General features: G+C 70.8%; 13 protein-coding genes. 3 read left to right on the forward strand and 10 right to left on the reverse strand.

Annotated elements, in window-relative coordinates; genetic code table 11:
* Positions 1–97: 97 nt before the first annotated feature.
* The 7 genes from pulA to ACIQCZ_RS36505 form a co-directional block, all read right to left on the reverse strand.
* Positions 98–5410: a pullulanase-type alpha-1,6-glucosidase gene (gene pulA, locus ACIQCZ_RS36475; protein ID WP_402289371.1), complete on the reverse strand. Its 5313-nt coding sequence runs from the start codon at positions 5408–5410 to the stop codon at positions 98–100.
* A 236-nt stretch (positions 5411–5646) separates the two neighbouring features.
* On the reverse strand, positions 5647–7356 hold the full coding sequence (locus tag ACIQCZ_RS36480; RefSeq protein WP_402289374.1) for a carbohydrate-binding module family 20 domain-containing protein: 1710 nt from the start codon (positions 7354–7356) through the stop codon (positions 5647–5649).
* A 435-nt stretch (positions 7357–7791) separates the two neighbouring features.
* On the reverse strand, positions 7792–8904 hold the full coding sequence (locus tag ACIQCZ_RS36485; RefSeq protein WP_402289377.1) for a LacI family DNA-binding transcriptional regulator: 1113 nt from the start codon (positions 8902–8904) through the stop codon (positions 7792–7794).
* Entirely contained in the window at positions 8889–10616 is a 1728-nt protein-coding gene (locus ACIQCZ_RS36490) for a glycoside hydrolase family 13 protein (RefSeq protein WP_402289380.1), read from the reverse strand. The genes ACIQCZ_RS36485 and ACIQCZ_RS36490 overlap by 16 nt, the downstream gene beginning before the upstream one ends.
* A 181-nt stretch (positions 10617–10797) precedes the next feature.
* On the reverse strand, positions 10798–11691 hold the full coding sequence (locus ACIQCZ_RS36495) for a sugar ABC transporter permease (RefSeq protein ID WP_402289383.1): 894 nt from the start codon (positions 11689–11691) through the stop codon (positions 10798–10800).
* A complete protein-coding gene (locus tag ACIQCZ_RS36500; RefSeq protein WP_376476550.1) occupies positions 11688–12704 on the reverse strand; it encodes a carbohydrate ABC transporter permease in 1017 nt (338 codons plus the stop codon). The genes ACIQCZ_RS36495 and ACIQCZ_RS36500 overlap by 4 nt, the downstream gene beginning before the upstream one ends.
* Before the next feature lie 19 nt (positions 12705–12723).
* A complete protein-coding gene (locus ACIQCZ_RS36505; protein ID WP_402289386.1) occupies positions 12724–13998 on the reverse strand; it encodes an extracellular solute-binding protein in 1275 nt (424 codons plus the stop codon).
* 357 nt (positions 13999–14355) lie between these two features.
* Between ACIQCZ_RS36505 and ACIQCZ_RS36510 the strand changes: the two genes are divergently transcribed.
* Positions 14356–15423, forward strand: a complete 1068-nt coding sequence (locus tag ACIQCZ_RS36510) for a LacI family DNA-binding transcriptional regulator (protein ID WP_402289388.1) — start codon at positions 14356–14358, stop codon at positions 15421–15423.
* Between the two features lie 331 nt (positions 15424–15754).
* Positions 15755–16651 carry a phosphatase PAP2 family protein gene (locus tag ACIQCZ_RS36515; protein ID WP_402289501.1) on the forward strand — a complete coding sequence of 299 codons (897 nt, stop codon included), beginning with the start codon at positions 15755–15757 and terminating at the stop codon, positions 16649–16651.
* Positions 16652–16738: 87 nt separating this feature from the next.
* On the opposite strand, the gene ACIQCZ_RS36520 is transcribed toward ACIQCZ_RS36515, so the two are convergent.
* Both ACIQCZ_RS36520 and ACIQCZ_RS36525 read right to left on the reverse strand, forming a co-directional pair.
* The gene (locus ACIQCZ_RS36520) at positions 16739–18337 is read right to left on the reverse strand and encodes an amidohydrolase (RefSeq protein ID WP_402289391.1); all 1599 of its coding nucleotides are present in this window, start codon (positions 18335–18337) and stop codon (positions 16739–16741) included.
* An 11-nt stretch (positions 18338–18348) separates the two neighbouring features.
* Complete coding sequence (locus ACIQCZ_RS36525; protein WP_402289394.1) at positions 18349–19827, reverse strand: APC family permease; 1479 nt, start codon at positions 19825–19827, stop codon at positions 18349–18351.
* A 150-nt stretch (positions 19828–19977) separates the two neighbouring features.
* Here ACIQCZ_RS36525 and ACIQCZ_RS36530 point away from each other — a divergent pair, with 150 nt between their 5' ends.
* Positions 19978–20607 (forward strand): TetR/AcrR family transcriptional regulator C-terminal domain-containing protein, encoded by a 630-nt coding sequence (locus tag ACIQCZ_RS36530; protein WP_402289396.1) that lies wholly within the window; start codon positions 19978–19980, stop codon positions 20605–20607.
* Positions 20608–20659: 52 nt separating this feature from the next.
* Here ACIQCZ_RS36530 and ACIQCZ_RS36535 read toward each other — a convergent pair whose 3' ends face one another.
* On the reverse strand, positions 20660–23650 hold the full coding sequence (locus ACIQCZ_RS36535; RefSeq protein ID WP_402289399.1) for a bifunctional [glutamine synthetase] adenylyltransferase/[glutamine synthetase]-adenylyl-L-tyrosine phosphorylase: 2991 nt from the start codon (positions 23648–23650) through the stop codon (positions 20660–20662).
* Between the last annotated feature and the right edge of the window lie 47 nt (positions 23651–23697).

The raw sequence follows: 23697 nt of genomic DNA on the forward strand, positions 1-23697 counted from the left end.
GGGGCCGGGACCGGCCGGGGTGGGAGGGCGCGCCCGGAAGTGCGGTACTGCAGGCACTCCCGGACGGCTGCTGCCTCCCAACGTAGACCGTTTTGGCTCAGCTCAGCGTGAAAACCGCCACTGTGCGTCCCGGGACGGTGAAGCTTCCCGAACTCCGCTCGTAGGAGGACTTCTTCACGGTAGGGTCCGCGCCCGCGGCCTGGACGGGATGCAGGGTGTACCGCTTCCCCGCCAGACCGGCGATCCGCTGGGTCTCGGTCCCGGGGGCCGCGTTGAGGACGACCACCAGCCCGCCGAGCCGCATGGTGATCACCCCGGGCGTCTCGTCCTTCCCGGAGAGCGGGAAGGATAGGGTGGACTGCACCTGTCCGGTGCTGGCGAGATCGAACTCCTTCTCCGTCGCACGGATGGTGAGCAGGTCCCGGTAGGCGGCCGACGCACTGTCGATCTGCGCGCACCCCGGCCTGAGCGCGGCGTCCGCCAGCAGCGGCCGTGCGTAGGACCACTTGGACGCGTTGTCGGCGGCCGGCGGCAGCCCGCGGCCGAAGCCGTTGCCGTCGCGGCAGTCCCAGTGCAGGGCGTTGAACCAGTCGCCGCTGTCGTACGAGTTGCGGTCCAGGGACTTGGAGCGCAGCAGGTCGGTGCCCGCCTGGGAGAGCGAGGGGCCCTGCGAGAGGGTGGCCGTCGCCATCGCCAGCACCTGCATGCGGGCCCGGTCCGCCGCCGGGGTGTGCGCCGGGAGCTTGAAGGCGAGTGCGTCGTACAGCGACTCGTTGTCGTGGGCGTCCGCGTACGCGAGGGCGTCGCCGGGGGCCGCGGCGTACCCGGCGGGGGCGCCGTTGTAGTCGACGCCGGACCCCTTGACGGTCCTGCCCGAGGAGTCGGTGAAGGTGTAGTCGGCGAGGTTGCCGGTGAGGCCGACCTTGATCAGGTCCTGGTAGTGGAGCAGCCGGGCCTTCTGTTCGGCCCGGGTGCCGTTGGCGGTCGAGGTGTTGGGGTCGGTGTAGAGGCCGGTGGCGAAGCCCTGCACGCCCGGGTCCTCGTCGAAGGGGCTGCCGCCGCGGACGGCGTCGCGGGCCCGGTCGGAGAAGGTGGCGATGCCGGTGCCGGCCATGTTCTTCTGGGTCGCCTGGACGAAGCGGGCGTCGTCGGCGATCTCGCCGAAGTTCCAGCCCTCCCCGTACAGGATGATCTTCTTCCCGTCGACGCCGTCCTTCGCCGGGGTCAGCGCGTCCAGCGCCTTGCGGACGGCGAGGATGTTGGCCTTGGGGTGGTGGCCCATGAGGTCGAAGCGGAAGCCGTCGACCTTGTACTCCTTGGCCCAGGTGACGACCGAGTCCACGACGAGCTTGCCCATCATGGTGTTCTCGGGCGCGGTGTTGGCGCAGCAGGTGGAGGTGGCGACGGTGCCGTCCTCCAGCAGCCGCTGGTAGTAGCCGGGCACGATCCGGTCGAGCACGGACTTGTCGTCCTGCCCGGCGGCGACGGTGTGGTTGTAGACGACGTCCATGACGGTCCGCAGGCCCGCGCCGTTCAGCCCCTGCACCATCTGCCGGAACTCGACGGTGCGCCGGGTGCCTTCGGGGTCGGAGGCGTAGCTGCCCTCCGGGACGGTGTAGTGCAGCGGGTCGTAGCCCCAGTTGAACCCGTCCTGCGCGGCGGCCTTCGCCACGCAGGCCTGCTGCTCCTCGGAGTCGGGGGCGTACACGGACAGATCGCAGGCCGGTTTTTGCTGGTCGGACTTCTTCTCGGGGATGGTGCCGATGTCGAAGGCGGGCAGCAGGTGGACGTAGCCGGTGCCTGCGTCGGCGAGCCGCTTGAGGTGCTTCATCCCGTCGGAGCCGGTGTCGGTGAAGGCGAGATATTCACCGGGGTGCTTGGAGGTGCGGTCCGCGATCGAGAAGTCGCGGATGTGCAGCTCCTGGATCCGGGCGTCGCGCAACGGGACGGCGGCGGGCTTCGTCAGCCCGGACCAGCCCTTCGGCGCGAGGGCCGGGTCGTCGAGGTCGACGACGAGGCTGCGCGCGGAGTCCGTGGTCAGGGCGGTGGAGTAGGGGTCCGTGACCTTGTTGGTGACCATCTTCCGGACGGTGGGTGCCCAGACGTTCACCACGTAGCGGTAGGGCTTGCCCGTCCAGGCCTTGGTGCCCGTGACGGACCAGACGCCGGTGCGGTCGTCGCGGCGCATCGGGACGCTGCGGCCGTCGAGTTCGAGTGCGACGGTGCGGGCGGTGGGTGCCCAGACGGACAGGGTGGGGCGGCCGCGGTCGAAGACCGGGCCGAGCGAGGCGGTGGCCGCGTTCTTCCCGTAGAGGTCGTCGAGCACGCCCGCGCTCTGTACGCCGGTGGCGGCGAGCAGGGCGCCGTTGGCCGCGCGCTGGGTGGCGATGAGCTGACCGCGCAGCGCCTCGCGGATCCGGTCCCGGTCACGCGCGTCGACGGTGAACGCCGGATAGTCCTTGAGGTGCGGGTACTTCGCCTTCTGTGCGTCGGTCAGCGCGGACGGGGTGAGCCGCAGCCACTGCCCCTCGTCGGAGAGCGCCCCGTCGACGACGGAGATGCCGCCGTCCTGTGCGTGGACGAGCTGCTGGCTGGTGGCGTCGGTGGCCTTCACCTTCCACACCACGGTGTCGGAGTCGATCCACTGCGCCTCGGCCCTGGAGAGGTCGGGCGTGGGCACGCCGCCGGTCTGCGGCAGCAGGTAGCCGGGGGTGCCGGCGAGCATCCACACCTCGTGCCCGTAGGTGGCGAGGTCGAGCGACTGGTCGCTCGGCAGGTCCTTCTCGTCGCCCTTGTGCAGGATGTAGCTGAGCGAGGTGGCACCGTCGGTGAGCGGCACCTCGAAGGTGGCGCCGGAGGCGTCCTTCCTCACCGGCTGGAGCGGCTTGGCCCAGTCGGTGGGGTCCTTGGCGCCGGTCCAGGTGTGCAGCCCCCAGCCGTCGTAGTCGCCGTCGGGCCGGTAGTAGTGCAGTACGGCCTTGGTGGTGTCCTGCGGCGGGTAGGTGCCGGCGGGGGCCTCGTCGGCCTGGCCGTCCGCGCCCTGCTCGATCCAGACCTGTCCGGTCCTCGCGAGGTCGACGGTGCGCTGCGGTCCGTCGGCGGTGCCGTTCTTCTCCACGGTGTACGGGAGGGAGGAGGCGCCCTCGTCGAGCTTGATCCAGGCGAAGGCGCCGTAGGCGTCGCGCCCGGTGAACGCGGCCGCCTCGTCGCCCGCCTTGAGCTGCCAGCCGTCGTAGTCGCCGTCCGCGCGCCGGTAGTGGACGACGGCGTAGTCGCGTTCGACGGCGACGGGCTTCTCGGCGGCGGGCGGCTGCCCGGCCGTGGACGAGGCGAGGGCGCTCGCGGTCCGGCCGGCGCGGTCGATGACAACGGCCTTGTACCGCAGGGGTGTTCCGGCGGTGACCTGGTCGCCCACGGTCTGGGTGACCTTGTACGGGGCGTGGTCGGCGGAGCCGAGGGTGACCCACTTCCCGTTGCCCGTCTGGGCGGCGAAGACGACCCGGTTGAGCTGTCCGCCGTCGATGTCCGCGGAGATCTCGACGGTGCCGGTGGCTCCGGCGGCGGGCGCCTTCAGGGTGATCGAGGGCTTGGCGGCGGGCCGGTCCATCGTCTTCCCGGCGCGCAGGACGAGGCTGGACAGGGCGGGCACGGTGACGGTGATCTTCTTGTCCGCGCCGCTGCGGACGGTTCCCGAACCGCCGTACAGGGTGCGGAAGTCCGTACCGGCGGACGCGGTGGGCACTTCGACGGTCCGCGGCCCGGTGGCGTTGTTCGTGGCGACGACGTACTCGCGGCCCTGCCCGGCGTCCGTGCGGGAGAACGCGTGGACGGAGCCCTGGGCGTACCGCTCGGTCTGGACGCCGTCGCGCAGGGCGGGGTTCTTCCTGGTCAGCTCGGACAGCGCGGCGATGTTCCGGTACAGGGGGTGGTTCGTGTCGTACGCGTCGGAGGCGTGGGTGCGGTCGGTGCCCAGCTCGTCGTCGTCGAGGTAGTCGGGGGTCTTCGAGGCGAACATGGTCTGGCGGGCGTCCTTGTCGCCGCCCGCGCCGGTGAAGCCCTGCTCGTCGCCGTAGTAGACGACGGGGTTGCCCCGGCTGAGGAACATCACCTCGTTGGCGAGCCGGGCGCGCTGCACGAGTTCGGCGTCGTCGGCCTTCGGGTTGTCCTGCTTGAGGAAGGTCCCGATGCGGCCCATGTCGTGGTTGCCGAGGAAGGTGACCTGCTCGTAGGCGTTGGCCTTGTCGGTGGTGTAGCGGTAGTCGTCACCGAGGACGGCGGCGAGCTTCGAGGCCGGGGCGCCCTGCGAGGCGTACTGCCTGGCCGCTTCCTGGAACGGGAAGTCGAGCGTCGCGTCGAGCCGGCCGCGCGTGACGTAGGGCGAGGTCACGGCCGTGTCGGCGGAGTAGACCTCGCCGAACATGAAGAAGTCCTTGCGGCCGTGCTTCGCCGCGTAGGTGTCCAGCGCCGTGGCCCACTGGGTCCAGAAGTCCAGGTCGACGTGTTTGACGGTGTCGATCCGGAAGCCGTCGATGTCGAAGTCCCTGACCCACTTCTCGTAGATCTTCTCCATGCCGGAGACGACCTCGGGCCGCTCGGTCCACAGGTCGTCGAGCCCGGAGAAGTCGCCGTACGTGGTGGACTCGCCGGCGTAGGTCGAGTCGCCGCGGTTGTGGTACATCGTCGGGTCGTCGAGCCAGGACGGGACCTTGGTCCCGGTGTTCTTCGGGGTGTACGGGAACGAGTCCGCGTCCACCTTCGCCAGGCCCTTGGCGTCGTCGAACGGGCGGCCGTCCCGGTCCAGGTAGGGGTAGGCGCCCTTGGGCCGGTAGCCGTAGGTCTTCTCGGCGTAGTCGACGGTGTCCGCGGTGTGGTTGGTGATGACGTCGAAGAAGACCTTCATGCCCTTGCGGTGGGCCCTGTCGATGAGTTCCGACAGGTCGGCGTTGGTGCCGAAGTGCGGGTCGACCTGGGTGAAGTCGGTGATCCAGTAGCCGTGGTAGCCGGCCGAGGCGTCCTTGCCGGTGCCCTGGACGGGGCGGTTCTTGAAGATCGGGGCGAGCCAGATGGCGGTGGTGCCGAGGCCCTTGATGTAGTCGAGCCGCTCGGTCAGGCCCTTGAGGTCGCCACCCTGGTAGAAGCCCTTGTCCGTGGGGTCGTAGCCGGTCTCCAGACGCGAACCGGTGAGTCCGCCGCGGTCGTTGGAGGTGTCCCCGTTGGCGAACCGGTCGGGCATGACGAAGTAGAACTGCTCACGCGTCAGATCGTGACGGGCGGGCTCGGCGGCCAGCCGGGCGTCCGAGGGCGGGCCCGGGGGTCTCGGCGCGGCGGACGCGGACGCCGCCGGGACGACGGGGAGGAGCGCGGCGCAGAGTGCGGCCACGGCTCCCCGTCTCAGGGTGGAACGGGACACGGGCAGGGTCTCCTTGTGTGCGGGGTGGGGATCTCGGGGCGGGCGGGATCGTCGGGCGGCGGATTCGGGCGGGGCGGGGGCCCACCAGGGCGTCTCGGCGGACGGCACGGACGCGCCCCGCGGGCGCGGGGCGCGGGCGAGCCGCCGTCCGCCGCGTCGCTCCGCGGGGTGCGTCGTGGTGCGCTCCCCGGCACGGTCCGGGGCGCCGCGGACGGGCCCCGGACCGTTCATCGACGTCAGCTGCGCCAGACGTCGCCCGTCAGCGTCGCCCTGCCGGACGACGGCACGGTCGCGGTGCGGTTCGCGCCGCTCTCCCAGGTGACGTTGCCGCTCGCGTCCTTGCGGAGGTACTTGTACTCGAACGAGGTTCCCGCGGGCATGTCCACATCGAGCTTCCAGACCGGGTACGTCGCCGGGTCGAGCTTCAGCGCGCTGCCGGTGTTCCAGTTGCCGAGGGCCGGCTGGTTGCCGGTGACGTAGATGTTCTGGCCGAGCTGCGTGGTGGCGTTGACGCCGAAGGAGGCGCCGGAGGTGCCGGTACCGGGGTCCGTGGTGCCGCCGCCCGCGCAGGTACGGGCGTTCACCTGCAGCGCGACGGCCGTGTCGGCGCCGAGCGTCGCGGTGAACCGGCCCGAGCCGTCGACCGTGACGCCCTTGCCGGACTGGATGTCGCAGTAGTCACCGGCGGGCAGCGACGTCTGGAACGTGCGGGTCAGCGAGGAGCCCTCGTGGTTGATCGCGACATACGCCTTGGAGCCGCGGCCGAACGCGATCTGGTTGCCGCCGTTGTCCCACCAGTTCGTGACGGACTCGCCGCGGGCGGTGTTGCGGAAGCCCACCATGGAGGAGATCTCGCGCCAGGCGTGCTGGCACTTCCAGCCGTCGCTGTAACAGGCGTTCACCGTACCGCCGGCCGGCGGACCGGCGTCCTTGTCGGACCACTCGTAGCCGGAGTGGACGTCGGGCGAGCCGTACGGCCAGGCCAGCATGAAGACACTGGCGAGGGTGTACTTGGCGCCGTCCTTGTAGTTCAGCGTGTCGCCACCGCGCTCGGTGTCGTGGTTGTCGACGAAGACCGCGGCCTTCGACGAGGGCATGAAGCCCCAGCCCTCGCCGAAGTTCTTCAGGTAGGCGAGCTTCTCGTTGTTGAAGACCTGCTTGAGGCCGCGGGCGTACCGGAACTCCTGGACGTCCCCGGTGCCGGTGTACTCGTCGGGCTGGACCGCCTCGCCCGCCCCGTGGATCGCCTCCTGCTTCCAGTAGGCGTTCGGGTTGCTCAGCCGCGACTTGATGTCGGCGAGGTCGGCGGCGGGCATGTGCTTGGCGGCGTCGATGCGGAAGCCGTCGACGCCGAGGGAGAGGAGGTCGTTGAGGTATCCGGCGATCCTGCCGCGGACGTACTCCTCACCGGTGTCCAGGTCGGCGAGGCCGACGAGCTCGCAGTTCTGGACGTTGGCCCGGTCCTGGTAGTTGCTGATCTGCGCCGTGCAGTCGTCCATGTCGGGCGCGGAGTACACACCGGGGTAGTTGTACTTGGTGTACGAGGATCCGCCGGTGCCGGTGCCCGATCCCGCCGTCATGTGGTTGATGACGGAGTCGGCGACGACCTTGACTCCCGCGCCGTGGCAGGTGCTGATCATGTTGGCGAAGGAGGCGCGGTCGCCGAGCCGGCCGGCGATCTTGTAGCTGACCGGTTGGTACGAGGTCCACCACTGGCTGCCCTGGATGTGCTCCTGGGGCGGCGAGACCTGTACGTAGCCGTAGCCGGCCGGGCCGAGGGAGTCCGTGCAGGCCTTGGCCACGGAGTCGAACTTCCACTCGAAGAGGACGGCTGTGACGTCCTTGTCGCCCGGCGTGGACGCCTGGGCGGTCGTGGTGGGGGCCACCAGGGCGGCGGCGGCGCCCGCTATCAGGGCGAGCGCCGCGGACAGTGGTCTGCGTGCCATGCTTCCTCCTGCTGTGGGGGGAAATGCGGGTGACGGTGCAGCCTCACGTGGCAACGCGCCCTGCCCTCAAGGCTCCTGAAGGTTCTTGCTGCAAGAATGCAAACCTTGCTGCGACCGAGACCGTACGATCCTGTCCGTCCCCGGTCAACCCTTTGGACACCGTCCGCTTACATCCGCGAAATCCAGCAGTTTTCTTGCTGCAAGGCCTTACGCAAAACATTGCAACGCTGTTACGTTTCTCCCGACTCCGGTCCGGTCGGCCGGGGGTTCCGGCGACCCCGGACCCCACGCGCCCGGCCGGCCGGGCCGGTCACGGACAAGAGAGGCACCCGGAGTCGCTCACTCCCCGCCGGCCCGTTCAGGGCCGACTCCCGGTGCCTCTCCTGTACGCCCGGATCCCGTACACCCGGACCCCGGACGCCTCAGGGCCGGGCCTCAGAGGCCGCGGACCGCCGCGGTGGACCCCCGCACCACCAGCTCCGGCTGGAACACGTACTCCGTGCGCTGCACGGGGCTGCCGCCGATCTCCTCCAGCAGGGCGCTCACCGCTGCCGCCGCCATCGCCTGTACGGGCTGACGCACCGTCGTCAGCGGCGGATCGGTGAACGCGATCAGCTGCGAGTCGTCGAAGCCCACCACCGACACGTCGCGCGGCACGTCGAGCCCGCGCTCCCGCGCCGCACGCACCACGCCCAGCGCCATCAGGTCACTGCCGCAGACGATGCCCGTGCACCCCAGGTCGAGCAGCGCACCGGCCGCGACCTGGCCGCCCTCGACGCCGAACAGCGCGGAGCAGACCAGGAGTTCGGCCTCGGAGCGGTCCAGGCCCAGCAGGTTCACGGCGGCCTCGACGAAGCCCTCCCGCTTGCGACGGGACGGCACGTAGCGCTGTGGTCCGACGGCCAGGCCGACCCTGCGGTGGCCGAGTTCGGCGAGGTGCCCGACGGCCATCCTGACGGCGGCGGAGTCGTCGGGCGAGACGAACGGGGCGCTGATCCGTTCGTTGTAGCCGTTGATCAGGACGAACGGTACGCCGCGTTCGGTGAGCGCGGCGTACCGTGCGGGGTCGGTCGACAGGTCGGCGTGCAGCCCGGAGAGGAAGACGATCCCGCCCACGCCGCGTTCGACGAGCTGCTCGACGAGCTCGTCCTCGGTGGCGCCGCCGGGGGTCTGGGTGCAGAGCACCGGCGTGTAGCCGTGCCCGGCCAGTACCTGTTCGACGGACTGCGCGAAGGCCGGGAAGATCGGGTTGGTGAGTTCGGGCGTCACCAGTCCGATCAGCCCGGCGCTGCGCTGCCGCAGTCGTACGGGGCGTTCGTAGCCGAGGATGTCCAGCGCCGCGAGCACCCGCTGACGCGTGGTGTCCGCGACGCCCGGCTTCCCGTTGAGCACCCGGCTGACGGTCGCCTCGCTGACCGCCGCCTGGCCGGCGATGTCCGAGAGTCTCGGCGCACCGCCGGTTCCAGGGCTCTTCCTCCGGAGGCTGCCGGGCTCGGCCCGGTCCGGAGGAGAGGCCCTGGGCGGAGGAACCGTCACACCGTCCACCACACCGTGGTGTCCGCGGGCAGCTCGATCTCGGCGCCGTCCGTGACGACCGGGGTGCTGGACAGCAGGACGGTGCCGCGCACGGGGATGCGCACCGGGCGGCCCGTCGTGTTGACGGTGCAGACGAAGCCGGGACGGGCGAAGATCAGCAGCCCCTCGGGGGCCTGGAGCCACTCCACCCCGGTCCCGGCGCCGAGCCCCGGGTGCTCCCGGCGGGCGGCGATCGCGGCCCGGTACAGCTCCAGCGTGGAACCGGCGTCGCCGGTCTGCGCCTCGACGCTCAGCTCGCCCCAGCCGTCGGGCTGGGGCAGCCAGCTGCCGCCGCTGCCGAAGCCGTACGAGCTGCCGTCGCGGGTCCACGGGATCGGGACGCGGCAGCCGTCGCGGAAGCCGTCCTGGCCCTCCGCACGGAAGAACGACGGGTCCTGGCGGGCCTCGTCGGGCAGGTCGGTGACATCGGGCAGGCCGAGCTCCTCGCCCTGGTAGACGTACGCCGAGCCGGGCAGCGCCAGCATCAGCAGGGTGGCGGCGCGGGCGCGGCGCAGGCCCAGCTCACGATCGCCGGCGCTACGGATCTGGGTGCCGAGGCCGGGCGGGTTGGCGAACCGGGTGGTGTGCCGGGTCACGTCGTGGTTGGACAGCACCCAGGTGGTGGGGGCACCGACCGGCCGCATGGCGTCGAGGGAGCTGTCGATGACCTTGCGCAGCTCGGCGGCGTCCCAGGCGGTGGAGAGGTACTGGAAGTTGAACGCCTGATGCATCTCGTCGGGACGCACGTAGTTGGCGGTGCGCTCGACGGTCGGCGTCCAGGCCTCCGCGACGAGGATGCGCCCGCCCGTCGCCCACCACCGCCCTTCCGACGCAGGGACTTCAGGCCCCCTCCTCGCGGGGTACTCGTCGAGGATGGTGCGCCAGGAGCGGTAGATCTCGTGGACCCCGTCCTGGTCGAAGAACGGCATGACGTCGTTGCCGAGCAGCTTGAGCTGGTCGTGGGTGCCGAGGTCGGGCAGGCCCTCGGCCTTGACGAGGCCGTGGGCGACGTCGACCCGGAAGCCGTCGACGCCCATGTCGAGCCAGAAGCGCAGGATCGAGCGGAACTCGTCGGCGACGGCCGGGTGTTCCCAGTTGAAGTCGGGCTGCTCGGGCGCGAACAGGTGGAGGTACCAGTCGCCCGGGGTGCCGTCCGGGTTCGTGGTCCGTGTCCAGGCGGAGCCGCCGAAGATGGACTCCCAGTCGTTGGGCGGGAGTTCGCCGTCCTGGCCCTTGCCGGGGCGGAAGTGGTAGCGCTCGCGCAGCGCGGAGCCGGGGCCCTCGGCGAGGGCGCGCTTGAACCACTCGTGCTGGTCGGAGGAGTGGTTGGGCACCAGGTCCACGATGATCCGCAGGCCCAGGTCGTGGGCGTCCCGGATCAGCGCGTCGGCGTCCAGCAGGGTGCCGAACATGGGGTCGATGGCACGGTAGTCGGCGACGTCGTAGCCCGCGTCGGCCTGCGGGGAGGCGTAGAACGGGCTGAGCCAGACCGCGTCCACGCCGAGGTCCTTGAGGTGCTGGAGTCTGCCGCGTACGCCTGCGAGATCGCCCATGCCGTCGCCGTTGCCGTCGGCGAAGCTCCGCGGATAGACCTGGTAGATCACCGCGTCCTGCCACCAGCCGGTCTGGTGGGCCGGAGCGTCGGCGGACGTGCCGGTGGAGGGGGCAGCGAGGTGCTGGGTCATGTCGTCCCTGGGGTGTCTGGGGTGGGGAGCGTCGCCGGACCGGTTCGGGATTCCGGCGATTACCCCGGCACGGGGTCGGCCCGTGCCGGGGGGCGTGGTCGGTTGCGGTGGGGAAGGTGTTTCCCCGAGGTGCCGGCGGACGCCGTGACGTGGTGCGTGCGGGTCCAACGGGCGGGCCGCGTCAGCCCTTGACGGCTCCGGCGGACATGCCGGTGACCAGATGGCGCTGGGCGAAGAGGAAGACGAGGGCCGCGGGTATCGCGATCAGCACGGACGCGGCGGTCATCGCTCCCCACTGGGCTCCGTACTGGTTGACGAAGAGCTGCAGTCCGCCCGCGAGGGTGAGGTTGTCCTCGCCGACCATGAAGGCGGAGGCGTACGCCACTTCGCCCCACGCGGTGATGAAGGAGTAGAACGCGGTGACGGCGAGGCCGGGCTTGGCGAGCGGCAGGACGAGCCGCCAGAACGTGCCGAACGGGGTGAGGCCGTCGACCTGGCCCGACTCGTCGATCTCGCGCGGAATGGTGTCGAAGAAGCCCTTCATCATCCAGGCGCAGAACGGCACCGAGATGGTGAGGTAGGTGATGACGAGGCCGGCGGGCTGATTCAGCAGCCCCATGCCGGCCATGATGTTGTAGATCGGCACGATGAGGACGGCGACCGGGAACATCTGGGTGATCAGCAGCGTCCACATCAGCCCGCGCTTGCCGGGGAACCGGAAGCGGCTGACGGCGTAGCCGGTGGAGGCGGAGACGATGACGCCGAGAAGTGTGGTGAGCCCCGCGATGAGCAGGGAGTTGCCGAACCAGGTCAGGAACTTCGTGTTCTGGATCAGGTTCGTGTAGTTCTCGAACGTCGTCTCTTTGAAGAAGTCCGTGGTGGTCGCGTACGCGGCGGGCTTCAGCGAGGTGAGCAGGACCCACAGCACGGGGAAGACGGCGATCACGGACGCGGCGATCAGCGTGAGGTGCAGCGCGACGGAGGCGATCGGCGAACGCTCGCCGCGCAGCCGGACCTTGCGCACGGAGTGCCGTGCGGGCGTCGCCGGGGCGGTGGTTGCGGGGGCGGTGGTCACCAGTCGTCTCCCTGGGTGCGCAGGACTCGCCGGTAGACGGCGGCGAAGATCAGCAGGAGTACGAGGATCAGTACGCCCCAGGTGGAGGACTGCGCGAAGTCGCGTGGGCTGATCTCGAAGGAGAACTTGTACGCCTGGGTGACCAGGATCTGGGTGGCCTCGCCGGGTCCGCCGCGGGTCAGCAGGTAGATCACCGGGAACATGTTGAAGGTCCAGATGGTGGAGAGCAGGATCACCGTGGTGGAGACCGGCCGCAGTCCGGGCAGCGTGATGTGGCGGAACCGCTGCCAGGCGGTGGCGCCGTCCATCTCCGCGGCCTCGTAGTGCTCGCTGGGGATCGACTGCAGTCCGCCGAGCAGGGCGACCATCATGAACGGCACGCCGAGCCAGACGTTGACGGCGATGACGGAGAGCTTCGCCCAGGTGGGGTCGTTCAGCCACGGGACGGCGTCGATCCCGCCGCCGGAGAGGATCTTGTTGAGCAGCCCGCGGTCCTCGTTGTAGAGGAAGCGCCAGGCGAAGACGGAGACGAAGCCGGGGATGGCCCAGGGCAGGATGAGTGCCATCCGGTACGCGGAGCGGCCGGCGATCCGGCGGTTGAGGATGTTGGCGAGGGCCATGCCGAGGGAGAAGGTGATGGCCACACAGGAGACCGTCCACACCAGGGTCCAGCCGAGCGTCCCGAGGAACTGCTCGCCCGTGAGCGCCTCGGTGTAGTTGTCCAGACCCACGAACTTGTACGTGGCGGGCATGTGGTTGACACCGATGGACCGGGCGACGTTGCGCTCGTTGGCGTCGGTCATCGACAGGTAGATGCCGCGGACCAGCGGATAGCCGATGATCACGCCGATCACGACGACGACCGGGGCGACCATGGTCCACGCGTACCAGTGGGTCGACAGGGCCCGCCGGAGCCTGCTCGGCGGCGGGGGGTTGCCAGTACCGCGGCTCCGGCCGCGGGCGACGTCGTCGCCCGCGGCCTTCGCCACCGACTGGCTGGTGTGGACAGCCATCAGCCGGCCTGCCTTCCTGTTACTTCCAGCCCTTGAGGAGCTTGCGGTAGGAGTCGCCGGTCGTCTTGACGGCCTTCTCCGGCGTGGCCTGGCCGGTGAGGACCTTGGTGTACTCGGTGACGAGCGGCGCGAAGAGGCTGCCGGTCTCCGGGATCCAGGGGCGCTCGACGGCGGTCTCGACGACGGGCTTGAAGAAGCCGACGATCTCGTTGTCGACGACGTCCTGCTTGGCGTAGGCGGAGGTACGGGTCGGCAGGAGGCTCAGCTCCTTGGTGACCTTGGCCTGGGTGTCGGCGGACGTCATGTAGTCGACGAACGCGTAGGAGGCGTCGAGGTTCTTGGAGCCCGCGTAGACGGCCAGGTTGTGACCGCCCTGCGGGGCGCCCTGCGCGGCGGAGCCGGCCGGGACCGGGGCGATGCCCAGGTTGGCCTTGTCCTTGAACTCCTTGCCGGCGTAGGTGTCGGCGACGGCCCATGGGCCGTTGATCATCATGGCGACCTTGCCGTCCTTGAAGGACGTCTGCATGTTCTCCCAGCCGTCCGTGGCATCGGTCTTGGCCGCACCGGAGTCGACGAGGTCCTTGACGACCTTCATCGCCTTGACGCCCTCGGGGTTGTCGATGGTGACGGACTTGGTGGAGGCGTCGACCATGTCGCCGCCCTCGCCGTAGAGGAAGGAGAGGAACCAGTACGCGTCGTCGCCGCGCAGGTACATGCCGGTCTTGCCGGTCTTCTCCTTGATCTTCTTGGAGACGCTCTTCAGCTCGTCGAGGGTCTTGGGGACCTCGACGCCGGCCTCCTTGAAGATCTTCTTGTTGTAGAAGATGCCCATGGAGTCGATGACCTGCGGCACCGCGTACGTCTTGCCGTTGTACTTGGTGGACGCGGCGGCCTGCTTCAGGAAGTCGTCCGGGTTCTTCAGCGCGGCGGTGCCGTCGAGCGGGGCCAGGTAGCCGAGGTCCGCGAACTCGGGGGTCCAGGCGACCTCGGAGCGGATGACGTCGGGAGCGTCGGAGCCGGACTGGGCCGCGTTCTTGAACTTGTTCTGCGCGTCGCCGAAGGGCACGTTGACGTACTTGACGTGGACCTTCGGGTGCTGCTTGGTGAAGTCCTCGGCGATCTTCTTGAAGACCTTGTCCTCGCTGCCCACGGTGGAGGTGTCCCACCACGTCACCGTGCCGGAGAGCTCGCCCGAGCTCTTGCTCGTGCTGTCGGACTCGCTGTCGCTGCCGCAGGCGGTCGCCGCGAGGGCCAGGGCCGCGACCAGGGCGGTGGCCGTTATGCCACGTCGCATCTGAACTCCTTCAACTGCCGTACCGCTCCGTCGCGGCGCCGGGTCGACGTGAACGTAACAAGGATGAAAGAACGCCGAAAGAGTTTGCGGAAGATTTCTGCAAGCTTCGACGATCGTTACATTCGCGTGTCCTCACGGTTGCCGTCAAGCCTCTTGACGGGAGCCGTCGCTCCCTGACAGCGGCAGGCCACAGCCCGTGAACCCGTGGTACGACGATCTGACCGCAGTCGGCAAACCGGGCCCGCAAGGCCTTGCAAGAAGTTGCCGCGACGCCCTCCCGGACCAGCGGTCGGTCGCGGCCGCCCGATTCCTGTGGATGGTGGGCAATCCGACATACGCCCGGTACAGTCCACTTCCATGACCGCACGGCTTGCCGATATCGCAACTCAGGCGGGGGTCAGCGAAGCGACGGTCAGCCGCGTACTGAACGGCAAGCCCGGTGTTGCAGCGGCCACCCGTGAATCCGTTCTCGCCGCGCTCGACGTTCTCGGCTACGAACGGCCGGTGCGGCTGCGCAGGCGCAGCGCGGGGCTGGTCGGGCTGATCACGCCCGAGCTGGAGAACCCCATCTTCCCGGCGCTGGCCCAGGTCATCGGCCAGGCGCTGACCCGGCAGGGCTACACCCCGGTGCTGGCCACCCAGACCCCCGGCGGCTCCACCGAGGACGAGCTGACCGAAATGCTGGTCGACCGCGGCGTCTCCGGCATCATCTTCGTCTCCGGGCTGCACGCCGACACCTCGGCCGATATGCAGCGCTACGAGCAACTGCGCGCCCAGGGCGTCCCGTTCGTCCTGGTCAACGGCTTCTCCCCCAAGGTGCAGGCGCCGTTCATCTCACCGGACGACCGGGCCGCCATGCGGCTCGCGGTGACGCATCTGGTGTCGCTGGGCCATCAGCGGATCGGGCTGGCGGTCGGGCCCAAGCGGTTCGTGCCGGTCCTGCGCAAGATCGAGGGCTTCCGTTCCACCGTGCAGGAGCAGTTGAACCTCGCTCCGGACGCGGTGGAGGAGCTGATCCAGCACTCGCTGTTCACTCTGGAGGGTGGTCAGGCCGCCGCGTCGGCGCTGATGGAGCGGGGCTGCACGGCGGTGGTGTGCGCGAGCGACATGATGGCGCTCGGTGCGATCAGGGCCGCCCGGCGGCTGTCGCTGGAGGTGCCGCGCGATCTGTCGGTGGTCGGCTTCGACGACTCGCCGCTCATAGCGTTCACCGATCCGCCGCTCACCACGATCCGTCAGCCGGTGACGGCGATGGGCCAGGCCGCCGTCCGCACCCTCCTTGAGGAGATCGGCGGGACACCCGCCCCGCACAGCGAGTTCGTCTTCATGCCCGAGCTGGTCGTTCGCGGTTCAACGGCCGCAGGCCCCGGGCCCGCTCCGACCGCCGCGGCCGGAACCGTTCCAGGATCGCACGCCCGCACCTAGTGCTGCGACCGGAAGGGTTCACCGGCTCGCGACACCCGGCGCGGCACCTCGCCGCGTTGTCGCATCACCCGAGTACGTCCGGTACGAGGGCGATCCTCCGCCTTGCGACGCACCGCACCGGACGCCGCGAGCTTCCCGGCAAACCTCTCCGGCGACAGCACCAGCCCGCAGTCCCGGCGCGGACTGCCTGGTTCCGGCGGTCAGATGTGCGGCCCGTTCCCGAGCGGCGGATGATCGGGTGGGAGGAACATTTCTGGCAGACTCTGTGCCTATGGGTGAATTGAGTGTGACGTCACAGGAAGGCCCGTCGGAGGCCACCCCGTCACCCATCGTGGGCGAGGCGGCCCCCGCGGCTCACACGAAGCGGAACGCCGGGCGGCGCGACAGCGGCCTGGCGAAACTGCGTTCCCTGCGTTCTCCTCGCCGGCCGCGCATCTGGTTCGAAATCCTGCTCGTCGCGGCCAGTTACTGGGTGTACTCGCTGGTGCGCAACGCCGTCCCGGAGCAGAAGGCCGAGGCCCTGCGCAACGCCGACCGGATCTGGTCGGTCGAGACCTATCTGGGCATCGCCGTGGAACAGACCGTCAACCACGCGGTGAATTCGGCGACATGGCTGATCGTGTCGATGAACTACTACTACGCGACGCTTCACTTCGTCGTCACCGTCTGCGTGCTGGTGTGGCTGTTCCACCGTCACCCCGGCCGGTACGCGGCGGCCCGGCTGGCCCTGTTCGCGACCACGGCCGTGGCGTTGCTCGGTTACTACCTGTTTCCGCTGGCACCGCCCCGTCTGATGAACGGCGGCCATTTCATCGACACCGTCCTGGCCCATCACACCTGGGGTTCGATGGCCTCGGGCAACTTCAAGAACATGTCGAACCAGTACGCGGCCATGCCCTCGATGCACATCGGCTGGTCGCTCTGGTGCGGCCTGACCGTCTTCGCGCTGGTCTCCGCCCCCTGGGCCCGCGTCCTCGGCCTGCTCTACCCGGCGGTCACCCTGCTCGTGATCGTGTCGACGGCCAACCACTTCTGGCTGGACGCGCTGGGCGGTTTGACGTGTCTGGTCCTCGGTTACGCGGTCGCATACGCCTGGCACGGCTCGCTGCCGCACCATCTCCCGAAACGGGTGCCGCCGACACGGGGGAGGCTGCGCCCGGCCGGCCTGTCCACGGGCACGGCGGTCCGCACGCCGCGTACGACGGCGGACGCGACGGCGCGCCGTTGAGAGCACCGGCCCGGCCCGCCCGAGGGCCGAGGCCGATGCGGGGACCATCGGGGAGCAGGCGCCCGGCGGGCCCGCTCCCCCACCGCCTCACCCCCGGTGCACCACACGCCCCCCGCACACCGTGAGCCGCACCGGCGCCTCCCCCAGCTCGTCCGCCGGGGCGGCCACCGGGTCCACCCCGAGCGCCGTCAGGTCGGCCCGGTACCCCACGGCGATGCGCCCCGCGACCCGCTGCTCCCCGGCGGCGACCGCCGCGTGCGAGGTGCAGCCCTCCAGCGCCATCAGCCCGGTCAGCGCCTGCTCGGCGGTGACCGGTTCGGTGTCGTACACCCCGGGCAGCCGGCGCAGCCGGGCCGTGGCCAGCACCTGCCGTACGTCGTAGTGGGCGATCGGCCAGTCCGAGCCCAGCGCCAGGTACGCCCCGGCGTCGCGCAGGTCCCGGCAGCGCCAGGCCTGCCCGGCCCGCTCGTCGCCGAGCCGCTTCGACCACTCGTCGGTGTGGTCGGCACGCGTGTACGCGGTGTGCGTGGGCTGCATGGAGGCGATCACCCCGAGCGAGGCGAACCTGGCCGCCAGACCGTTCGGCACGGTCTCGATGTGCTCGATGCGGTGGCGGAGCCGGCCGCTCTCCCCCAGCGCCTCCACCGTGTCCAGCACATGCCGGACGGCCGCGTCCCCGATGGCGTGCGTGGCGGTCCCCACCCCGGCACGGTGCAGATGGTGCACGGCCGCGGTGTACGCCGCCGGGTCCGGCCAGAACGCCTCGGTGCCCTCCCCGTGGCAGTCGGCGTGCTCCAGCCACGCGGTACCGCCCTCGACGGTGCCGTCCATGAAGAACTTCACGCCGCCGACCCGCCAGAGCCGGCCCGCCTCGCCCTGCACCCGTACCAGCTCGTCCAGGGCCTCCTTGTCGGCGCCCGGCATGCACCAGGGGGCCAGCCGGAGCCGTACCGGCAGATCCGTGCGCTCCTCCACGCCGGCCAGCAGCTCGGGTACGGAACCGTCGCCGAGGTCCATCACATGGGCCCCGGTGAGGCCGGTGGCGGCCATTGCGGAGAGGAGTTCCACGAGCCGGGCGCGGCGCTCGGCGGACGAGGGCCTGGGCAGCCGTTCGGCGACCAGATCCATCGCGGCGTGCTCGACGAGATGGCCGGTGGGACGCCCGTCGGGGTCGCACACGACGGCGGAGCGCTGGGCGAAGGCGCGGGGGCCCGTGATTCCGGCGCGTTCCAGGGCCGCGCCGCTGACCAGCGCGGAGTGTCCGTCGTAGAGCCGGATGAAGGCGGGGGCGCCGCCGACGGCGTCCTCGATGAGGGCCCGGTCGACGGGCCGGCCGCCGAAGGCGTTGTGGTCCAGCCCCCAGGCGATGACCCAGCCCTCGGTCCGTTCGGCCCCGGCGAGTGCGGCGCGCAGCTGGTCGAGGTCGCGGACGGCGGTGAGGTCGGCGCCGTCGGCCATCTCCAGACCCCAGACGGGGTGGCTGTGCGCGTCGACCAGGCCGGGCGTGAGGGTGGCCCCCGCCAGGTCGATGCGCTCGGTGCCGGTGCCGCGCCACTCGCGCAGGCCGGCCTCGTCGCCGACGGCGGTGATCACCCCGTCCTTGACCGCCACGGCGGTGGCCTCGGGCCGGGCCGGGTCGAGGGTGCGGACACGGGCTCCGGTGAGGAGGAGGTCGGCTGCGGGCACGGTGGGACTCCTTAGACGGTGGTGGTGGCGGGCGTGGTGGGGTCGGGGACGGTCACGGCCCCGTCCTCTCCCGGCGGCGACGGCTCGGCCGCGAACCGGGCGTACACCTCGGGTCTGGTGCGCTTCAGCCGGTAGGCGAGCCCGAGCCCGATCAGGAAGACGGCGGGCACCAGCGAGACGAGCACGACGTTCACACCGGTCGAGGCCCCGGAGAACAGATCGACGTTGTCCGTGACCAGGACGATCGCGGCGGCGAGCAGCACGGTCGCGACAACCGGCGCGACGACGGTGCGGAGTCTGCCCTCGCCGTGGTCGAACCGCCGGAAGTAGAGCGGCACAGCGATCGCGGCGAGCAGTTGCAGCGCCATCAGGCCGATCATTCCGGGGGTGTTGACCCAGAGCAGCAGTTGCGCGTACGGGTCGGCGCCGGCCGCCGCGAAGCCGATGACGATCACGGCGCCGAGCACGGACTGGGCCACGCCGGCCACGTACGGGGAACGGTGCCGGGGGTGGACGCGGCCGAGGGCGGCGGGCAGCACCCCCTCCTCGGCGAGCGCGAGCCCGTACCGGTTGATGGCGTTGTGGAAGGCCAGCAGCGAGGCGAGCACGCTGGTGACGATGAGGACGTGCATCAGGTCCGCGGCCCAGCCGCCGACGTAGTGGGTGATCGCGGAGAAGAACAGCCCGCCCGGGTCGGCGGCGGCCGCCTTGACGACCTGGGCGTCGCCGAAGGCCTGGATGACGGTCCAGACGACGAACGAGTAGAAGAGCCCGAGGAACGCGACGGCGATGTAGGTGGCGCGCGGCACGGTACGGTCCGGGTTCCGCGCCTCGCGCCGGTAGATCACCGTGGACTCGAACCCGGTGAACGCGGCGAAGGCGCAGGCCAGTACGGCTGCCATGCCCGGTACGAGGACATGGCCGGCCGTGAACGAGGCGAGCGAGATCCCGTCGGCTCCGCCGTCCAGCAGCACACCGCCCGCGAGCAGCACGAGGATGCCGGTCTCGGCGACGAGCAGCACCCCGAGGACCTTGGCGCCGAAGTCGATGGAGCGGAAGCCTCCGTACCAGATGAGCAGCAGCCCGGCCAGGGAGACCGGCAGCCAGGGGATGTCGATGCCCCACAGGGCCCGGGCGGTGTCGGCGGTGGCCGAGCCGAGGAGCCCGTAGACGCCGATCTCCATGCCGTTGTAGCCGAGCATCGCCAGCAGGGCGGCGGCGATGCCGAGGGGGCGGCCCAGTCCTCGGGTGATGTACGCGTAGAACGCGCCCGCGCTGCGGACATGGCGGCTCATCGTGGTGAACCCGACGGCGAAGACCGCGAGGGTGATGCCCGCCAGCAGATAGCCGACGGGGGCGCCGATGCCGCCGAGCAGGATGGCGATGGGGGCGACCCCGGCCATCACCGTGAGCGGTGCGGCGGCCGAGACGACGAAGAAGGCGATGTCGGCGGTGCCGAGGGTGCCTCTCCTGAGGGTGGGCGCGGACATACGGAAGGAAGCCCTTCTGCGACTGGCGGGGCAGGGACCGGGAACCAGAAACCTAAAGGCTTTCGGTTTCGGCAATGTAACCTCGCCCATGGGCATCCGGGAAGACCTTTCAGCAGACTTGCCCGCAGGCACACGTCAGGAGAACGGCACATGGGACGGCCGCGCACGGCGCTGCTCGACCGGGAGCGCATCACCGCCACGGCGCTCGAACTCATCGATGAGCAGGGCGAGTTCAGCGTCCCGCAGATAGCCCGGCGACTGGGGGTGCAGACCGGGTCGGTCTACCACCATGTGGACGGAAGGGGCGGAGTCGTCGAGCTCGTCCGGGAGCACGTCTGTTCGGCGATCGACTCCGCGACCCTCGACGTGGAGCCGTGGGACGCGGCGATGACGGCCTGGGCCCGCTCCTACCGCGCCGCGTTCGCCGCCCACCCGCAGGCGATCCCGCTGCTGACGACGTCACCGGTGCGCGCCCCGAAGGTCCTGGAACAGTACGAGCGCGCGGTACGGCTGCTGCTGGGCGTCGGCTTCGCCATGGCCGAGGTGATGACGGTGATCACCGCCCTGGAGAACCTGGTCCTCGGCTCCGCGCTGGACCTGGCGGCGCCGGAGACGATGTGGGAACTGCCGGACGACAGCACGACACCCCGCCTCGCCGAGGCGCTGGCCGCGGTGGGGACGGGCCGGGCGGACGCGGCGTTCGAACTGGCGCTGGAGGCCTTCATCGGGCACTGCCGCGCGCTGCTGGACGAGGACGCGTCGGGCCCGTCCGCCGAGTGAGGGCCGGGGCCTTCCGGGGCCCGGCCCTCGAAAGCCCCACGCAGTACCCCCCTCACGCCCCGTAGAACCGCTCCTCCACCACCGCCCGCGCCCGTCGCGTGATCCGCCGGTAGTCGTCCAGCATGTCCCCGACATGGCCCGGCTCGTACCCCAAGTACCTCCCCACCGCGGTGAGTTCACGTGGTCCGGACGGAAACGTGTCGCCCGGCCGCCCCCGTACCAGCATCACCGCGTTGCGGACGCGCGTCGCCAGCACCCAGGCCTCGTCGAGCGTCTGCGCGTCCTCGACCGGGATCAGCTCCGCCGCGCACGCCGCGGCCAGCGCCTCGCGGGTGCGTGTCGTCCGCAGCCCCGGTTCCACCCAGCCGTGCTGCATCTGCATCAGCTGGACCGTCCACTCGACATCGCTCAGCCCGCCGCGCCCCAGCTTCGTGTGGAGCGTCGGGTCCGCGCCGCGCGGCAGCCGTTCGGACTCCATCCGGGCCTTCAGGCGGCGGATCTCGCGGATCGCGTCCTCCCCGAGACCCTCCATCGGGTAGCGCAGCGGATCAATCAACTCGATGAACCCACGGCCGAGTTCCTCGTCGCCCGCCACCGGTTCGGCGCGCAGCAGCGCCTGGCTCTCCCAGACCAGCGACCAGCGCCGGTAGTAGGCCTCGTACGAACGCAGCGTACGCACCAGGGGCCCGTTCTTGCCCTCCGGCCGCAGATCCGCGTCGATGATCAACGGCGGGTCGGCGGTGGGCAGTTGCAGCAGTCTCCGCACCTCGGCGACCACCGCGTTCGCGGCCTGCGCCGCCTCGTGCTCGTCCACGCCCTCGCGCGGTGAGTGGACGAACAGCACATCGGCGTCGGAGCCGTATCCGAGCTCGTGCCCGCCGAATCGGCCCATGCCGATGACGGCGAACCGAGTGGGCAGGGTGTCCCCCCACCGTTCGCGCACGGCGGCACGCAGGGCGCCCGCGATCGTGACGGCGTTCAGATCGGTGACGGCGCTGCCGACCCGGTCGACGAGGGCCCCGGGATCCTCCTCGGCGGGGCTCTCCTCCGTACCGTACGAGCCGATGAGGTCCGCGGCCGTGGTCCGGAAGAGTTCCCGCCGCCGCACCCCGCGCACCGCGGCGACGGCGGATTCGGCATCCTCCGCCCGCCCCACCGCGGCCAGCACCTCCTGTTCCAGATGCTCCCGGCTGCGCGGCCTCAGTCCCTGCGGATCGCCGAGCAGAGCCACCGCCTCGGGGGCGCGCAGCAACAGATCCGGGGCGAGCCGGCCGGCCGACAGTACCCGGGCGAGATTCTCGGCGGCGGCGCCCTCGTCCCGCAGCAGCCGGAGGTACCAGGGGGTCTTGCCGAGCGCGTCGGACACCTTGCGAAAGCCCAGCAGTCCGGCGTCCGGGTCGGCGGAGTCCGCGAACCAGCCGAGCAGCACGGGCAGCAGGGTGCGCTGGATGGCGGCCTTGCGGGAGACCCCGGACGACAGTGCCTCCAGGTGCCGCAGCGCGGCGGCCGGGTCGGCGTATCCGAGGGCTTCGAGCCGGTGTCCGGCCGCCTGGGCGCTGAGCCGGGTCTCGCCGGGCGCGAGCTGGGCGACGGCGTCGAGCAGCGGCCGGTAGAACAGCTTCTCGTGCAGCCGCCGCACCACGGAGGCGTGCCGCTTCCATGCCTGGTTGAGCTCGGTGATCGGGTCCGTGCGCATCCCCAGGGAGCGCCCGAGACGTCGCAGATCCCGTTCGTCCTCCGGGACCAGATGGGTACGGCGCAGCCGGTAGAGCTGGATCCGGTGCTCCATGGCGCGCAGGAAGCGGTACGCGTCGTCCAGTTGCGTGGCGTCCACGCGTCCCACGTAGCCGCCCGCGGCGAGTGCCCGAAGCGCCTCCAGGGTGGAGCCGCTGCGCAGCGTGGCGTCACTGCGGCCGTGCACCAACTGGAGCAGCTGCACGGCGAATTCGACGTCCCGCAGCCCGCCGGGGCCGAGCTTGATCTCGCGGTCGACCCGGTCGGCGGGGATGTTGTCGACGACGCGTCGGCGCATCTTCTGCACGTCGGCGACGAAGTTCTCGCGGTCCGCGGCCTGCCATACGAGCGGCGAGACGGCCTCGACGTACTCCGCGCCCAGTTCGGGATCGCCGGCCACCGGCCGGGCCTTGAGGAGCGCCTGGAACTCCCAGGTCTTGGCCCAGCGCTGGTAGTACGCGAGGTGCGAGGACAGCGTCCGGACGAGGGGCCCGTTGCGGCCCTCGGGACGGAGGTTGGCGTCGACGGGCCAGATGGTGCCCTCGACGGTCGTGTCGGAACAGATCCGCATCATGTGTGCGGCCAGCCGGGTGGCGGCCTGCACGGCCGCGCTCTCCTCGACGCCGTCGGCCGGTTCCGCGACGAAGATGACGTCGACGTCGGAGACGTAGTTCAGCTCGTGCCCGCCGCACTTGCCCATCGCGATGACGGCGAGCCGGCACAGGGCGGCGTCGCCGGGTGCGGCCGTTCGGGCGATGGCGAGCGCCGCCCGCAGGGTCGCCGTGGCCAGATCGGCCAGTTCGGCGGCGGCCTCGGCGACGTCCGTCGTACCGCACACGTCGCGGGCCGCTATGGCCAGCAGGCACCGGCGGTAGGCGACGCGCAGCGAGTCGGGGTCGTCGGCTCCGGCGAGCTCCTGCTCGAATTCGTGCACCCCGGGGTGCAGGTCGGTGGCCTCGTAGGTGACGAGCGCGTGCCAGTCGCGGGGGTGGCGGGCCAGATGGTCGCCGAGCGCCTCGGACGCCCCGAGCACTCCGAGCAGCCGGTCCCGCAGCGGTTTGGCGGTGACGAGGGTGTCCAGCAGGATCTGCCGCTCGTCCGGCTCCTCGGACTCCACCAGCCGGACGACCCCGTGCAGCGCCAGATCGGGGTCCGCGGTGGCACCGAGGGCGTCGAGCAGCACCGGATCGGAGCGTACGGACGACAGCACGGGCAGATCGAGGAGGCGCTCGGCGGCCGAGGGGTCGGTGAATCCGTGCCGCAGCAGTCGGGTGAACGTACTGCTCCTGCGTCCCGGCACCGTCGTCATTCCGCGCTCTCCTGCTCGCCGCCCACACACCATCCAGCATTCCGAGC

The sequence above is a fragment of the Streptomyces sp. NPDC093149 genome, assembly GCF_044754145.1.
Taxonomy (GTDB): Bacteria; Actinomycetota; Actinomycetes; order Streptomycetales; family Streptomycetaceae; genus Streptomyces.

Coding starts and splice junctions, on each gene's coding strand:
- ACIQCZ_RS36525 (WP_402289394.1), bottom strand. CDS start 19,827: ATGTCCGCGCCCACCCTCAGGAGAGGCACCCTCGGCACCGCCGACATC.
- ACIQCZ_RS36535 (WP_402289399.1), bottom strand. CDS start 23,650: ATGACGACGGTGCCGGGACGCAGGAGCAGTACGTTCACCCGACTGCTG.
- ACIQCZ_RS36480 (WP_402289374.1), bottom strand. CDS start 7,356: ATGGCACGCAGACCACTGTCCGCGGCGCTCGCCCTGATAGCGGGCGCC.
- ACIQCZ_RS36505 (WP_402289386.1), bottom strand. CDS start 13,998: ATGCGACGTGGCATAACGGCCACCGCCCTGGTCGCGGCCCTGGCCCTC.
- ACIQCZ_RS36500 (WP_376476550.1), bottom strand. CDS start 12,704: ATGGCTGTCCACACCAGCCAGTCGGTGGCGAAGGCCGCGGGCGACGAC.
- ACIQCZ_RS36510 (WP_402289388.1), top strand. CDS start 14,356: ATGACCGCACGGCTTGCCGATATCGCAACTCAGGCGGGGGTCAGCGAA.
- ACIQCZ_RS36490 (WP_402289380.1), bottom strand. CDS start 10,616: ATGACCCAGCACCTCGCTGCCCCCTCCACCGGCACGTCCGCCGACGCT.
- ACIQCZ_RS36530 (WP_402289396.1), top strand. CDS start 19,978: ATGGGACGGCCGCGCACGGCGCTGCTCGACCGGGAGCGCATCACCGCC.